This is a genomic window from Mesorhizobium sp. BR1-1-15 (assembly GCF_020165475.1).
Taxonomy (GTDB): Bacteria; Pseudomonadota; Alphaproteobacteria; order Rhizobiales; family Rhizobiaceae; genus Mesorhizobium.
In genome coordinates, this window is sequence record NZ_JAIUIF010000008.1 from 207,558 (window position 1) to 221,957 (window position 14,400).

Consider the following 14,400-nt stretch of genomic DNA (forward strand, 5'->3'; position numbering starts at 1 on the left):
CAGAATTGCTGTTGTCTTGCGCCATGATCACTCTCCTTACGCTGCAGCCGGTTCGGCCTTCATGTGGAACCGTGCATCCACCGGCCGCATCATCAGGTTGAGCAGGAAACCGACGACGAGCAGGCCGGCCATAATGTACATGGTGACCGTGTAGGCATCGGCCTTCGCTACTCCTGCATCGATCTGGTACTGCCTGATGTAGTTGACCAGGACCGGCCCCAGCACGCCCGCCACCGACCACGCCGTCAGCAGGCGGCCATGGATGGCACCGACATACCGCACGCCGAAGACATCGCGCAGATAGGCCGGAATGGTGGAAAAGCCGCCGCCATACATGCTCAAGATGACGCCATAGAACAGCACGAACAGGAACACGTTGCCCGACTGGCCCGTCCACGGCACCACCGCATAAAGGATCACGCCCAGCACGAAGAAGACCGCGTAGGTCGTCTTGCGGCCGATATAGTCGCTGGTCGACGCCCAGAAGAAGCGGCCGAGCATGTTGAAGATCGATAGCAGGCCGACGAAGCCGGCGGCGGCGGCCGGCGTGATGCGTCCCGGGAACATCTCCTGGCTCATGGCGGAGGCTTGGCCGAGGACGCCGATGCCGGCCGTCACGTTGAGGCACAGCACGCCCCACAACAGCCAGAACTGCGGTGTCTTCAACGCGTCGTCGAGATGGACGTTGGCGGTTGTCACCATCGTGTTTTGTGTCGTCGGCGGCGTCCAGCCGGCCGGACGCCAGCCATCGGGCGGCACCCTGACGATGACAGCGCCGATCAGCATGAAGATGAAGTAGACAATGCCCAGCACGATGAAGGTTTCGGCGACACCGATATGCTGCGGGGTCGAAAACAGCTTCAGCAGATAGACCGAAAGCGGCGAAGCGATGAAGGCTCCGCCGCCAAACCCCATGATCGCCATGCCGGTCGCCATGCCCGGCCGGTCGGGAAACCAGGTGATCAGCGTCTTGACCGGCGAGATGTAGCCGAGCCCGAGGCCGATGCCGCCCAGGACGCCGTAGCCGAGATAGATGATCCACAGTTGATGCAAGGTGACGCCGAGCGCCGACACGATGAAACCGCCACCGAAACAGCAGGCGGCCGCGACCATCGCCTTGCGCGGGCCGACGCGATCCAGCCAACCGCCGCCGAAGGCTGCCGCGAGGCCAAGAAACAGGATCGCGATCGAAAAAATCCAGCCGAGTCCGGTCAGCTTCCAGTCGTCGGGCGCCGAATCGGTGATACCGATCAGTTTCGACATCGGCAGGTTAAAGACGCTGAACGCGTAGGCCTGACCGATGCAAAGATGAATGCACAACGCCGCCGGCGGCACCATCCATCTGCTGAAACCGGGCTCGGCGATCGTGCGCGAGCGGTCGAGCCAGCCGCCAGCGTTTTCCCTGGTCGTTGCCATTCCATCCTCCCATGCAATGCTCCGATTCGTATAAACTAGGCGGAGCACGGGGCGGGACAACAAGGAATAGCTGCCATAATACCAATGTCTAAGGACATTGGGCTATCCGGCAAGCAGATCGCCAGGTCACCCCTGGCTATATTAGGACGAACTTACCAAACAAGCTGCCGGACAGGCGGCATCGAGCGAGGCTGACCTTGGCCGCTAGGCAACGCAAGGGAGGGACACTGCGGCGTCACTCACCAGTTGCGGTTCAGCCACTCACGCGACGGCCGCTCGATGACATAATAGCTGCAGAGCGCGCAGGTAAAGACCCCAGCCAGCATCAGCCATGGGTCGCTGCCTCGCTCATAGACGAATTTGTAGAATGGCTGCTGCCACAGATAGAGCGAATAGGACCATAGACCCAGCGTCGCCATAGGCCAGGACGACAGCAGTCCAGAAAACAATCTCGTGCTGAAATCGAGAGCGTTGACGGCAAGCGCCAGGAGCGGCACGGCGACCAGATAGTGGATCGGGGTTGGTACCGGGTCCATGAACAGAAGCACCGCCGCGATGGCCGCCGCCACCGCCACATAAGGGCCCTTCAACAGGGCCGGCAGCTTGCCGTCGGTCTTCAGCAGGCAGATGGCGGCCGACAGCAGGATCGACGCAATATGCACGTCGGTGCGCCAGTATGTGGTCTCGTAGTCCATGTGCAGGAACCAGTACGAAACCGCACCGTTTGCCATGGCCAGCACCGCCAGCACCAGGAGCAGCGGGATGACGCGGCTACGGCTTGCGACAAGTGCGCTGATCGCTGCCAGGATGATGTAGGCATGCTCTTCGACACAGAGCGACCAGATGTGGTCGAGCGCGCCGGCGCGGTTCACGAGAATTCCGGCATAGTTGTAGGTGAATGTCAGCGCCGTCAGCGCCGCCTTCCATTTGAAGGCGACGAACGTGCCCGACAGCGCAATCATCGAAACGATCACGAACACCAGCAGCGCGGGATAGATGCGGGAGAAGCGGCGCTTGAAGAATTTCTTCAGCGGGTAGCGCTCGACGAACAGGATCTCGGCCATCAGCCGGCCGCTGAGCACGAAGAAGAATTCGACGCCCAGTACGCCGAGATTGATCCCTGCAACGGGAAAGAAATGGCCAATAAGCACCAGCGCGATCGAAAGTCCGCGCCAGCCGTCGAGATAGGCCAGTCTTGTCCTGGCGGATCTGTCGGCGACGGATCTTGGCGGCACAACATGCGTCGCGGAGATGTCGGTCATGCCGCTCCCTTCGCATTGAAACATGCGAATAGGGTCGCAGGTCGTGATGAACACTCCGAACCCGGCTCGCGTTTGATCGACGGCATAGTGCAGTGCAATATCGCTTTGTGCAAGTGCGAGATTGCCACAATGCGCCCGTCTGCGGAAAAGGGGCGAGAAGTCCCTCTCCTGCCTGACAGGAGCAGGAAGGAATCAGGCGTTGGCGGCGGCCACCGCGCGCTTGGCCATGACCGCGACCAGATTGGCACGGTAGTCGGCGGAAGCGTGGATATCGCTCATCAGCTTGGTCGCCGGCACCTTGACGCCGTCGAGCGCCGAAGCCACGAAGTCCTTCGCGAGCGCGGCCTCGATCTCCTTCGAGCGGAAGACGCCATCGTCGCCGGCCCCGGTCACGGCCACCCTGACGCCGTCCTCACCCTTGGCCACGAACACGCCGACAATGGCGTAGCGGGAGGCCGGATTGCGGAATTTTTTATAGGCTGCCTTTGCCGGGGCGGTGAAGGTGACGGCCGTGAGGATTTCGCCGTCCTCCAGCGCCGTCTCGAACAGGCCCACGAAGAACTTGTCGGCCGCGATCTGGCGCGTGTTGGTAATGATGGTGGCATTTAGCGCCAGCATGGCCGCTGGATAATCGGCCGCAGGGTCGTTGTTGGCGATCGAGCCGCCAATCGTGCCCCTATAGCGCACTGCCGGATCGCCGATCAGCGATGCCAGATGCGCGAGCGCCGGGCAGGCCTGTTTCAACTTGTCGTCGCTGGCAACATCGAAATGCGTGGTGGCGGCGCCGATCGTGACTGCCCTGCCGGACACTGTCACGCCTTGCAATTCCTTGATCCGCGACAGGTCGACGACATCGGAGGGGGCCGCCAGCCGCGTCTTCATGGCCGGGATCAGGGTCATGCCGCCCGACAGCAACTTGGCGTCGCCGCCCGTGACGAGCTTCGCGGCATCGGCGACTGAGGCGGCGCGGTGGTAATTGACTGCGTACATTTGGAGGCTCTCCCTGGTGAAGAGTGGATAGTCAGTAGTCAGTAGTGATTAGTGAGTAGGCATTGGTCGGTAATTTGGTGAATAGCGGGTGATCAACTGCCGCGGCAACCGCGTTTTTGTTCACTACTCACTACTCACTATTCACTACTCACTCTCCTTTCAGTGCTTCGCCGTCGCACGGATCGCGGCCCACACCGTAGACGGCGAAGCCGGCATGGCGATATCCGCGATTCCTATGGCGTCGGTGATGGCGTTGATCACCGCCGGCGGCGAGCCGATAGCGCCGGCCTCGCCGCAGCCCTTGATGCCGAGCGGATTGCCCGGACACGGCGTGTTCGAGGTCGAGACCTTGAACGAAGGCAGGTCATCCGCGCGCGGCATGGTGTAGTCCATGTAACTCGCGGTCAGAAGCTGGCCGTCGGCATCATAGTGGGCGCCTTCGAGCAGTGCCTGGCCGATGCCCTGCGCGATGCCGCCATGCACCTGGCCCTCGACGATCATCGGGTTGATGATGTTGCCGAAATCGTCGGCCGCGACGAACTGGATGATCTCGGTCGTTCCGGTCTCCGGATCGATCTCGACCTCGCAGATGTAGCAGCCGGCCGGAAAGGTGAAATTGGACGGGTCGTAAAACGCCGTCTCCTTCAATCCCGGCTCCATGCCACCGGGCAAATTATGAGCGGTATAGGCCGCCAGCGCCATCTGGAACCACGGCACGTTTTTGTCGGTGCCGGCGACCTTCAGCGCGCCGTTCTCGATGACGATGTCGCCCTCGTCGGCCTCGAGCAGGTGCGCCGCGATCTTCTTGGCCTTGGCCTCGACCTTGTCCAGCGCCTTGGCAATCGCCGACATTCCGACCGCGCCCGAGCGCGAGCCGTAGGTACCCATACCCATCTGCACCTTGTCAGTGTCGCCATGGACGATCGAGACGCTGTCGATCGGCACCCCAAACCGTTCGTTGACCAGTTGCGCGAAGGTCGTCTCATGGCCCTGGCCATGGCTGTGCGAGCCGGTCAGCACCTCGATGGTGCCGGCGGCATTGACGCGCACCTCGGCCGATTCCCAAAGGCCGACGCCCGCGCCGAGCGAGCCCACCGCGGCCGACGGCGCCAGGCCGCATGCTTCGATGTAGCAGCTCATGCCGATGCCGCGCAGCTTGCCGTTCCTGGCGGCCTCCGCCTTGCGCCCGGCAAAGCCGGCATAGTCGGCGGCCTCCATGGCCGCGTCGAGCGAGGCGCCATAGTCACCGGCGTCATAGTTCATGATGACCGGCGTCTGGTGCGGAAACGTGGTGATGAAGTTGGTTCGCCGAAGCTCCGCCGGCGACACGCCGAGTTCCCGCGCCGCGGTCTCCATCGTGCGCTCGATGAGATAGGTGGCTTCCGGCCGCCCTGCCCCGCGATAGGCATCGACGGGTGCCGTGTTGGTATAGACCGTTCGGACATTGGCGTGGATCGCCGGGATATTGTACTGACCCGACAGCAGCGTCGCGTAGAGATAGGTCGGCACGCAGGACGAGAACAACGACATGTAGGCACCGAGATTGGCCAACGTGTCGACCTTGAGACCGGTGATCCTGTTGTTCTTGTCGAAGGCCATTTCCACTGTCGAGACATGATCGCGGCCATGTGCGTCGGAGAGGAAGCTTTCGGTGCGGTCGGCCACCCACTTCACCGGCACGCCGGTTTTCTTGGACGCCCACAGGCAGACGATCTCTTCCGGATAGATATAGATCTTGGAGCCGAAGCCGCCGCCGACATCGGGCGCGATGACGCGCAATTTGTTTTCCGGCGCGATGTTATAGAAGGCGCTCATCACCAGCCGCGCGACATGCGGGTTCTGCGAGGTCGTCCAGCAGGTATAGTGGTCTTCCGCTCTGTCATAGTGGCCCAGCGCTGCCCGCGGCTCCATGGCGTTGGGCACCAGCCGGTTGTTGACGATTTTCATGCGGGTGACGTGGGAAGCCGCGGTGATCGCCGCGTCGGTCGCCTTGGCGTCGCCGATCTCCCAGTCGAAGATCAGGTTGTTTTCGGCTTCCGGATGGAGTTGCGGAGCGCCCTTTTCGAGCGCCTTCGTCGCATCCACCACCGCCTCGAGTTCATTGTAGGTGATCTCGACCGCTTCGGCGGCGTCGCGCGCCTGCCCCTTGGTGTCGGCGACCACGACGACGACTGCATCGCCGACATAGCGAACCTTGTCGAACGCCAGCGGAGACCAGGCTCCCATCTTCATCGGGGAGCCGTCCTTGGAATGGATCATCCAGCCGCAGATGAGATTGCCGATACCATCGGCCTTCAGCTCCTTGCCGGTCAGCACGCCGATGACGCCCGGCATGGCTTGAGCCTTGTCGACGTCGATCTTCACGATCTGGGCATGCGCGTGCGGGCTGCGCACGAAGGCCGCATGCTTCATGCCGGGCACCACCATGTCGTCGACATAGCGACCGGCGCCGGTGATGAACCGCTTGTCTTCTTTGCGCGCCACGCTAGCGCCAACACCTTCAATGCCCATCAGAAATTCCTCCCGAAATAGTGAGTAGGAAGTAGTGAGTGGTGGAGATCGGCGCCGGTTCGTACCGACTACTCACTACTCAACTTTTCTCACGCCGCTTGCCTGACCTTGCCGCTCATCCCCTCCGATGCGGCGAGGATCGCCTTGACGATGTTGTGGTAGCCGGTGCAGCGACAGATGTTGCCCTCGAGCTCTGCGCGCACCGTCGCTTCGTCGAGGCCTTCGGGGTGGCGCTTGATCATGTCGGTCGCCGTCATGATCATGCCCGGCGTGCAGAAGCCGCATTGCAGTCCGTGATGCTCCTTGAACGCCGTCTGCACGGGATGCAGGTCGGCACCATTGGCAAGCCCCTCGATCGTCACCACGCTCGATCCGGACGCCTGCACCGCGAGCATCGTGCAGGATTTCACCGCCTTGCCGTCGACATGGACGACGCAGGCGCCGCATTGCGAGGTGTCGCAACCGACATGGGTACCGGTGAGACCGAGATTCTCCCGCAAGAAGTGAACCAGCAGCGTCCGGTCCTCGGCCGCACCGCGGACCTGTTTTCCGTTCACCATCAACGAAACGTCCGACATGAATCCTCCCTGGGTATCACCTTGGTCATCACGCTGCCGACGCGGTGTTGGCTTCGGCCATGCGTTATTCGTACACCGCACAAGCCGTAAAAAACAGCGCAGCGCAAAGCCGGATCATTGTACTTTCGGCCATGGCAGGGCGAAACACGCATTGCCCTCGCCCCATTGCCAAAATGCCGATTGGCGGCAACAATGGCTTTCGACGTTGGCGCGCAAGAAGCACATAAACAGCCGCGCACAGGCAGCGTCGGAGGAAATGCGGGAGAACGTCGCTGACCGTTTCACGGACGCGCTACGCATGCGGTTTGTCGGCGCTGACCACGGACGAGCCCGACCCGGACGTCTTCGCACGCGCGGTGGCGGCGGAGGCGGCCGCCATCGAGGCCGGCTTCGCCCTGTTGTTCTTTTCCCAGCGTCTTGTCGAGGCCGGCGCCCTTTCGCGCGCAATCGCGGCTCATGCGCCGGCGCTCCACTACGCCGGCTGCTCGACCGCCGGCGAAATCACGCCGCAGGGCCTCGAGGAGGGCCATATCCTCGCCATGCTGCTCCCTTCGGCGTCGTTTACCGCGGTCAGCACCACGGTCGACAACCTGTCGTCATCGGGCTTGGACAGGGTCACTGGTGATGTCGAGGATCTGCGACGCACGCTGCATGGGCGCATCGGCGGCGAGCGGGCTGGGAACACCTTCGCGCTCTGTTTCATCGACGGACTGTCCTATGCCGAGGAAGCGGTGAGTTCGGCCATCCATTGGGGCCTCGATGACATACCACTGCTCGGCGGTTCCGCCGGTGACGACCTGAAATTCGAGACGACGAGCCTGATCTCCAACGGCAAGGTCACCTCCGACAGCGCCATCATCGTGCTGGTCGCCACGGAAATCCCTTTCCATGTCTTCAAGACCGACAATTTCGTTCCCACCGACGAAAAGCTGGTGGTCACCGCGTCCGATCCCGATCACCGCATCGTGCGCGAGTTCAATGCCACCAATGCGGCCGAGGAATATGCCGCTTCGGTCGGCATCGTCGCGCAGACGCTGACACCGCTGAGCTTCGCCTCGCATCCGGTGGTGGTGAAGGTAGGCGGTGAATATTACTGCCGCTCCATCCAGAAGATGCATGCGGACGGCTCGCTGTCGTTCTTCTGCGCCATCGACGATGGTGTCGTGCTGTCGATCGCCCAACCCAAGGACATGGTGGAATCGACCCGCGCGGCTCTGCTCGACGTCGAGGCGAGGCTTGGCGGCATCGACATGATCATCGGCTTCGACTGTGTCCTGCGCCGGCTGGATGCGCGCAACCGCCAGGTCTTTCGCGAGATTTCCGAACTCTACCGGGTCAACAACGTCATCGGCTTCGGCACCTATGGCGAACAATACCGGTCGATGCATCTCAACCAGACCTTCACCGGCATCGCCTTCGGCGAGCGCCCGGCCGCCGAGTGAGCGCTGCCGTGCCCCTCAAGGACATAGACGATCCCGACAGGCTGAAGAAGATCAACGCTGCGCTGGTCAGCCGCGTCGAGCGCTCGATGGACCAGCAAGGCAACGCCTTCTCGCTGTTCCAGACCGCGATCTCACTGGAAAGCAGGGTACGCGCCCGCACCGAGGAACTGCACTCGACCTTGCGGCGGCTGGAACAATCGAACATCGACCTCAGCGCCGCCAAGGAAAATGCCGAGCAGGCGAACCTGTCCAAGACCCGCTTTCTCGCGGCGGCCAGCCACGACGTGCTGCAGCCGTTGAATGCGGCGCATCTGTCCGTCTCCGCCCTTGCCGAAGTGCAGACCAGCGACGAGGGCCGGAAACTGGTACGGCAGGTCGAGCGCTCGCTGGAGACGATGGAGGACCTGCTGCGCACGCTGCTCGACATCTCCAAGCTCGATGCGGGTGTGGTCCAGCCCGACATTGGCGACGTCAGCCTGGAGGCGCTGTTCTCGTCGCTGCGGTCGGATTTCCAGCCTGTGGCCGAACTGAAGGGCCTGTCGCTGAAATTCCGCGCCGTCAACGCCGTGGTTCGCTCCGATCGCACGCTGCTGCGCCGCATCCTGCAGAACATCCTCTCCAATGCGCTGGGCTACACCCGCTCGGGCGGTGTCCTTGTCGGCACCAGGCACCGCGGCGATGCCATCCGCATCGATGTCGCCGATACCGGCTGCGGCATTCCCGACGACCAGCGCGAGGCGGTGTTCGAGGAATTTCATCGCGGCATCATGCCTGCCAATGCCGAACTCGCCGGCGGCGGCCTCGGCCTTGGGCTGGCCATCGTGCGGCGCATCGCCGGCGCGCTCGGCCATCCCGTGACGTTTTCCTCGAAGGTCGGTCGCGGCACGATTTTTCACATCGATGTCCCCGTCGGCATCGGTGCCACGGCGGACGCCGTCGCCAGCGCTGCAAGCCTGGAGCGGCCGCGCGGCTACGGCTTGTTCGGCACCAAGGTTCTGCTGGTCGAGAACGATGTCGAGGTGCTGCAGGCGATGACCTCGTTGCTCGAACGCTGGCAATGCCTGGTGCGCGCCGCGACCTCGACCGACGACGCGCTCGACATGCTCGGCGACACGGACTGGGTGCCCGACATCGTCATAGCCGACCAGCACCTCGACGGCGGCGATCTCGGCACCGCCACCATATCGAAGGTCCGCCGCTATCTCGGCCGCGCGGTGCCGGCGCTGATCGTCACCGCCGACAGTTCCGAAGCCGTCGCCAAGGCGGCGCGTGCCGGCGGCATCGAGCTGATGCGCAAACCGCTGAAGCCCGCGCAACTAAGGGCGCTTCTGGCACATCTGCTGGCTTAAGGGAGGCCCCGGCCAATCCAGCCTAAATTCATTCCGCTCTAAACGTGAAGAAGCGTGAATACTAATTTACTTACTGATGAAATAATACTAAGTTTCGGCACGCAATTTTACTGCTCGGAGGGTTGAATGGCCAGGAAATGCGTAGGCGGTAGCCTTGTTCCGCCAGGGCAAACCAGTTGGAACATTCCAGCTTTGCCAAATGATGAAGGCGGACGGCAATGCACCGAAAGCGGGGGAAACATCGTCCCAGATGAAACCACATCCTGCGGAGCAAGCACGTCTTCTGTTGGTCAGATGACTGGCTCGACATCTTCTGCAATGTCGCTGACGACAGCGGTGTTGGATCCTGTGCGACGCGTCCGGGATGCCTTTTTCGACACGCATCTGGTTCGCTCTCTCGCCTTGATCAACGACTCTGACGAACTCATCAAGATCGCAATGAGCGACAGGTCGATTGCCGGCCGCATCGCAGAAGGTGTGGGGTTCTTGAGCAGTGTTTCTACCGCGGTTCTAGCAGAGAACGACAAGGATCCGATGCTTCGATTGCAATACCAGCCTGACCTTCATGAATGGGTCGTTGCGCTCGCGAAGGACGTCCAGAAGCGCCTGTCGAGCAAGGATCTGCACGAAGCCATGGAACAAGCGATTGGAATCCTCGACACGTATGTCGGGCGAACTTTTGGAGACGTCGCGGCGGACCTGAAGAAAGGTCGCCTCAACTCGGCAACGTAGTCGCACTGATCCACTTCGTCTTCGCTGGAGACCATCATGTCGCGCGAACTGACATCAGGCTTCGCCTTGGTCGCACAAGTTGCTGAAAAGGAAATCTCGTCGATTTTTGTGAAGACATTCCTCGGATTGATGCCAAAAATTCAGCGTTCGGTGGAAGGTGTCACGGTTAACATCTGGTTCGGCAATTTAAGCCCGAGCGTCCGACTGATTGCGAGCAATAATCCGTTCGAAAACCTGGTGGAAATAAGCCTGCCTTTTATCGGCCGGGCGAGCGACCAATTCGATGAATGCGTAGGTACTTTGGTGGTCAGGCCGTCATTGATCCAAACCGAGGTCCAACAGAACGGCCAGACCCTGATCGCGCCCATGGTCGATTTTCGGGGGCTGTCGGTTGCGGCGTTCGAAGTCAGCGTCAACAAGGACAAATTCAAGGCAGTTATGCATCAGGCCTTGTTTGACTCGCTCAAGGGGCAGGGAACGATAACTGCTGGACCGCTTTTCCCGACGAGCGGCCGGCCGTTTTTCTTCAAAACTTTTCTTTCGGCCCCGCCGCGGGCTAATATCCTCGCCGTTTTCATCGCCGACGTGGGGAATGTGCCAGATCTACCAGACTCAGCAAACACCCTTACCAACAGCATTATGGTTCTTGTTCCGGTTGAAACCATCAACGCGAACATTCACGATCAACTTGCCGCCCATGGTCTGGGACAACTGCCTGCCGGACTTGAAGGAGGGACACTGACCTCCCTTTCGATCGAATTGAAGGCCGGGCACGTGTTCGTGAAGGGCACCATGGACGCCGACGTAGGTCCGTTTACGTCGACCGTTCATTTCAAGGCCTGGCTGACACTTTTCGTACAAGGAGGGAACGTTCAGGTATCCGTCGCACGTACGCAACAGGACACAGATATTCTTGGAGATTTGCTGGACTTCTTTTCGGCAGGCGCGGTCACCCGGGCTCTTGAAGAGGCAATTCCTGCGGCGGTGAAGTCCATCGGCGGTGGTGCTTTCGGAACCTTGGGCCTTTTTGCGGATGAGGTTCCCTTCGAGCAGAGCTTTGCGGCGGCCCAGGCATCTGGATCGATTCTGATCCGTCCGGATGGATTGGGAATCCCCGTTGCACTTACGAACAGGGTGTCTCCGGCCACCGAAAAGCCCACCTATATGAGAGCGCACAAGCTGAGCCGCGAGTTTCACGTTCCGTCTGGCTGTCAGTTCGGTGACTTAATAAACGCCACAAATATCCGCCGTTTTGTTTCATGGCAGGAGGCTGTGCAGGTCGGTTACGATGGATGCAAGACATGCCAACCACAGTTCAACATCACAGTGTTTGGTCAGGTGGTAATACATGTGTCCGGCCCCTTCCAGCAATCGGAAGGCATGCCCCAAGTCGAAGCGGTGCTAACTGACAATGTCGTTCGCTTTGATGTTCAGGTCAGTCCGCTCAAGGAAACCGCTGGCCGTGCGTTTGCTCAAACAAATAATGGGACTACCGACTTCCGTTATTTCATTTCGCCGATTGTTCCTGGTCGATGGCAACTGTCGATCAGATGGGACGATTGGGCTGTGATCTCTCCCGTAGATGTCGCGCGAAGATGGATACGCCACGATGGCCACTGGGAAGGGCAGTCCACAGTTGTACGAACGAAGCGCGGGGAAGACCAGGTAGCCGTCACCTATGAGGCGTGAATTGAAATGAAGGGTTTGATCGTCGCGCGGACTGGGAAAATACTGCGCTAGTGCACCCATTGCCCTGATCGCCGACTCAAAACCCCGCCTGATCCCTGAAAAGCTCCGCATTATCAAGCTTCGAAACCTCGATCACCGCTTGCGTGCGGCTGTAGACGTTGAGCTTGCGCAGGATCTCCGAGACGTGCGCCTTGACCGTGGTCTCGCCCACTTGCAGCTCATAGGCGATCTGCTTGTTGAGCAGGCCCTGGCGCAGCATCTGCAGCACGCGCAACTGCTGCGGCGTCAATGTCGAAAGGCGCTGCACCATGTCGGCGCGGTCGGTGCTGTCGGCGTCGGGGGGGCGGCCCTCATAAGTTTCCGGAACATAGATGGCGCCTTCCATAACCGAGCGTATAGCGTTGGCCAGATCGCTCTTGCGCGCCGATTTCGGGATGAAGCCGGCAGCACCGTAGGACAGCGCCTCGGAGATGATCTTGGGCTCCTCGTAACCGGACACGATGACCACGGGCAGGCGCGGATAGCGGGTCCGAAGCTGCAGCAACCCCTCGAAGCCGTGCACCCCGGGCATGCTGAGATCGAGCAGGGCAAGGTCGAACGGCTTTGTCCCGGCCAGCAGGTCGAGTGCTTCGGCGATCGACCGCGCCTCCACCGTGTCGACCTCCGGATAGGCCATCTGCACGGCGCTGTGCAGCGCCTCGCGAAACAGCGGATGATCGTCGATGATCAGGAACCGGGCGCTGTCAGTGGCTGCTGTCATGTGGCTCGTTTCGGTTTGCCGGCCGCAGCATAATCCCGCGACCATGGCTGACTTATTGGCAAATAGTCTATCCCAGCGGACGATGCATCGCCGCGAAAGTGATGGAAACTCCGGATTCCTTATACGGCCGGCCGGCCAATGCTATGAAAAGCGACGCCTTGCCCGGCCTCTCAATTCGGCCGAAGGTGCCCGCGGCCCGACATCCAACTGCAGAGACAGACCATGACCGCCTTTGTCCTCCCCGCTCCGCCAACGCCCTCGGTCGCAGTGGACGGCTCGAACGAGCGATTTGCGGTGCGCCGCATCTTCTGCGTCGGGCGCAACTACGCCGCGCATATCAGGGAGTTCGGCAATGACGAGCGCGATCCACCCTTCTTCTTCACCAAGCCCGCCGATGCGTTGGCAGACTCCGGCGCCACGATCCCCTACCCGCCGCTGACGACCAACCTGCACCATGAGATCGAACTGGTGGTCGCGATCGGCAAGCCGGGCTTCCGCATCCCGCGCGCCCAGGCGCTGGATTATGTCTGGGGCTATGCCGTCGGCATCGACCTCACCCGCCGCGATCTCCAGGACGAAGCCAAGAAAGCAGCGCGGCCCTGGGACTGGTCGAAGGCTTTCGACCTCTCCGCGCCGTGCGGTCCTCTGGTTCCCGCGCAAAAATCCGGCCATCCGAGCCAGGGCCGTATCTGGCTGGCTGTCGACGGCAAGATCCGGCAGGACGCCGATCTCGCCGAGTTGATCTGGCCGATCTCCGACATCGTCTCGATCTGCAGCGAAGGCATGGAATTGCAGCCAGGCGACCTCATCTTCACCGGCACGCCGGCCGGCGTCGGCGCGGTCAACCCTGGGGAGACGATGACCGGCGGCGTCGACGGCATCGGCACGATCGAAGTGACCATCGGCCAGCCAAATCGGTGAGTGCATGAGCGACATCGTCCTTCACAACTACTACCGCTCCTCCACCTCCTACAGGGTGCGGATTGCGCTGGAGATGAAGGGGCTGACCTATGACTACGTGCCGCATCACCTGCGCCATGGCGAGCATCTCGAACCGGCCTATCTCGCGGTCAACCCGCAGGGCCTAGTGCCGGCGCTGATCCTGGGCGACGGCACCCTGCTGACGCAATCGCTGGCGATCATCGAATTTCTCGACGAGACGACGCCCGAACCGCCTCTGCTGCCGAAGGACGCAGTTGGGCGCGCCCGTGTCAGGATGCTGGCGCAGATGATTGCCTGCGATATCCATCCGGTGAACAATCTGCGTATCCTGACCGCGCTGCGAACCCTGTTCGGCGCCGGCGACGAGGATGTCGCCAAGTGGTTCCGGCACTGGGTCAAAGAGGGTTTCAAGCCACTCGAAGACCTGTTGATGGCTTCGCCCGAGACCGGCACCTTCTGCCACGGCGACACGCCGGGGCTGGCCGATATCTGCCTGGCGGCACAAGTCACCAGCAATGCCCGTTTCGGCGTCGATATGGCGCCCTACCCGACGATCTCGCGCATCAACGCCGCTTGCATGGCCCTGCCGGCCTTTCAGAACGCCGCGCCGCAAAACCAGATCGATGCCGAGTAACCTTTTCGGCGACGCGCAGCGTCGCCATCGGCGTATGCCCAAACGGCCGGCTTGTCTGGCGGAATCGATTTCCGCTTGACCGGCCAGGGAATCGG

Annotated in this window: 12 protein-coding genes; 6 read left to right on the top strand and 6 right to left on the bottom strand. The window is 61.5% G+C overall.

The genetic code is table 11. The features are described 5' to 3' along the window. Positions 1–36 precede the first annotated feature (36 nt). The 5 genes from LB541_RS16400 to LB541_RS16420 all read right to left on the bottom strand — a co-directional run bounded on the left by LB541_RS16400 (position 37) and on the right by LB541_RS16420 (position 6,757). Positions 37–1,416 carry an OFA family MFS transporter gene (locus LB541_RS16400; RefSeq protein WP_140495731.1) on the bottom strand — a complete coding sequence of 460 codons (1,380 nt, stop codon included), beginning with the start codon at positions 1,414–1,416 and terminating at the stop codon, positions 37–39. A gap of 239 nt (positions 1,417–1,655) precedes the next feature. Next, complete coding sequence (locus LB541_RS16405; RefSeq protein WP_140665234.1) at positions 1,656–2,678, bottom strand: acyltransferase family protein; 1,023 nt, start codon at positions 2,676–2,678, stop codon at positions 1,656–1,658. Between the two features lie 192 nt (positions 2,679–2,870). Then, on the bottom strand, positions 2,871–3,668 hold the full coding sequence (locus tag LB541_RS16410) for an FAD binding domain-containing protein (RefSeq protein WP_140517171.1): 798 nt from the start codon (positions 3,666–3,668) through the stop codon (positions 2,871–2,873). A 159-nt stretch (positions 3,669–3,827) separates the two neighbouring features. Further along, the gene (locus tag LB541_RS16415) at positions 3,828–6,179 is read right to left on the bottom strand and encodes a xanthine dehydrogenase family protein molybdopterin-binding subunit (RefSeq protein WP_224618990.1); all 2,352 of its coding nucleotides are present in this window, start codon (positions 6,177–6,179) and stop codon (positions 3,828–3,830) included. 89 nt (positions 6,180–6,268) lie between these two features. Next, positions 6,269–6,757 (bottom strand): (2Fe-2S)-binding protein, encoded by a 489-nt coding sequence (locus LB541_RS16420; RefSeq protein ID WP_140495727.1) that lies wholly within the window; start codon positions 6,755–6,757, stop codon positions 6,269–6,271. Between the two features lie 305 nt (positions 6,758–7,062). On the opposite strand from LB541_RS16420, the gene LB541_RS16425 reads away from it, so the two are divergent. From LB541_RS16425 to LB541_RS16440, 4 genes are all read left to right on the top strand, one after another. After that, on the top strand, positions 7,063–8,199 hold the full coding sequence (locus LB541_RS16425; RefSeq protein ID WP_140656516.1) for an FIST signal transduction protein: 1,137 nt from the start codon (positions 7,063–7,065) through the stop codon (positions 8,197–8,199). An 8-nt stretch (positions 8,200–8,207) separates the two neighbouring features. Next, entirely contained in the window at positions 8,208–9,548 is a 1,341-nt protein-coding gene (locus LB541_RS16430) for a hybrid sensor histidine kinase/response regulator (protein ID WP_140495725.1), read from the top strand. Positions 9,549–9,674: 126 nt separating this feature from the next. Next, a complete protein-coding gene (locus LB541_RS16435; protein WP_140521055.1) occupies positions 9,675–10,280 on the top strand; it encodes a hypothetical protein in 606 nt (201 codons plus the stop codon). 36 nt (positions 10,281–10,316) lie between these two features. Then, a complete protein-coding gene (locus tag LB541_RS16440) occupies positions 10,317–11,969 on the top strand; it encodes a hypothetical protein (protein ID WP_140670338.1) in 1,653 nt (550 codons plus the stop codon). A gap of 76 nt (positions 11,970–12,045) precedes the next feature. Here LB541_RS16440 and LB541_RS16445 read toward each other — a convergent pair whose 3' ends face one another. After that, entirely contained in the window at positions 12,046–12,729 is a 684-nt protein-coding gene (locus LB541_RS16445) for a response regulator (RefSeq protein ID WP_140495724.1), read from the bottom strand. Positions 12,730–12,951: 222 nt separating this feature from the next. Between LB541_RS16445 and LB541_RS16450 the strand changes: the two genes are divergently transcribed. After that, entirely contained in the window at positions 12,952–13,650 is a 699-nt protein-coding gene (locus tag LB541_RS16450) for a fumarylacetoacetate hydrolase family protein (protein WP_224618992.1), read from the top strand. A gap of 4 nt (positions 13,651–13,654) precedes the next feature. Continuing rightward, the gene (maiA, locus tag LB541_RS16455; protein WP_140517184.1) at positions 13,655–14,305 is read left to right on the top strand and encodes a maleylacetoacetate isomerase; all 651 of its coding nucleotides are present in this window, start codon (positions 13,655–13,657) and stop codon (positions 14,303–14,305) included. The last annotated feature ends 95 nt before the right edge of the window (positions 14,306–14,400 follow it).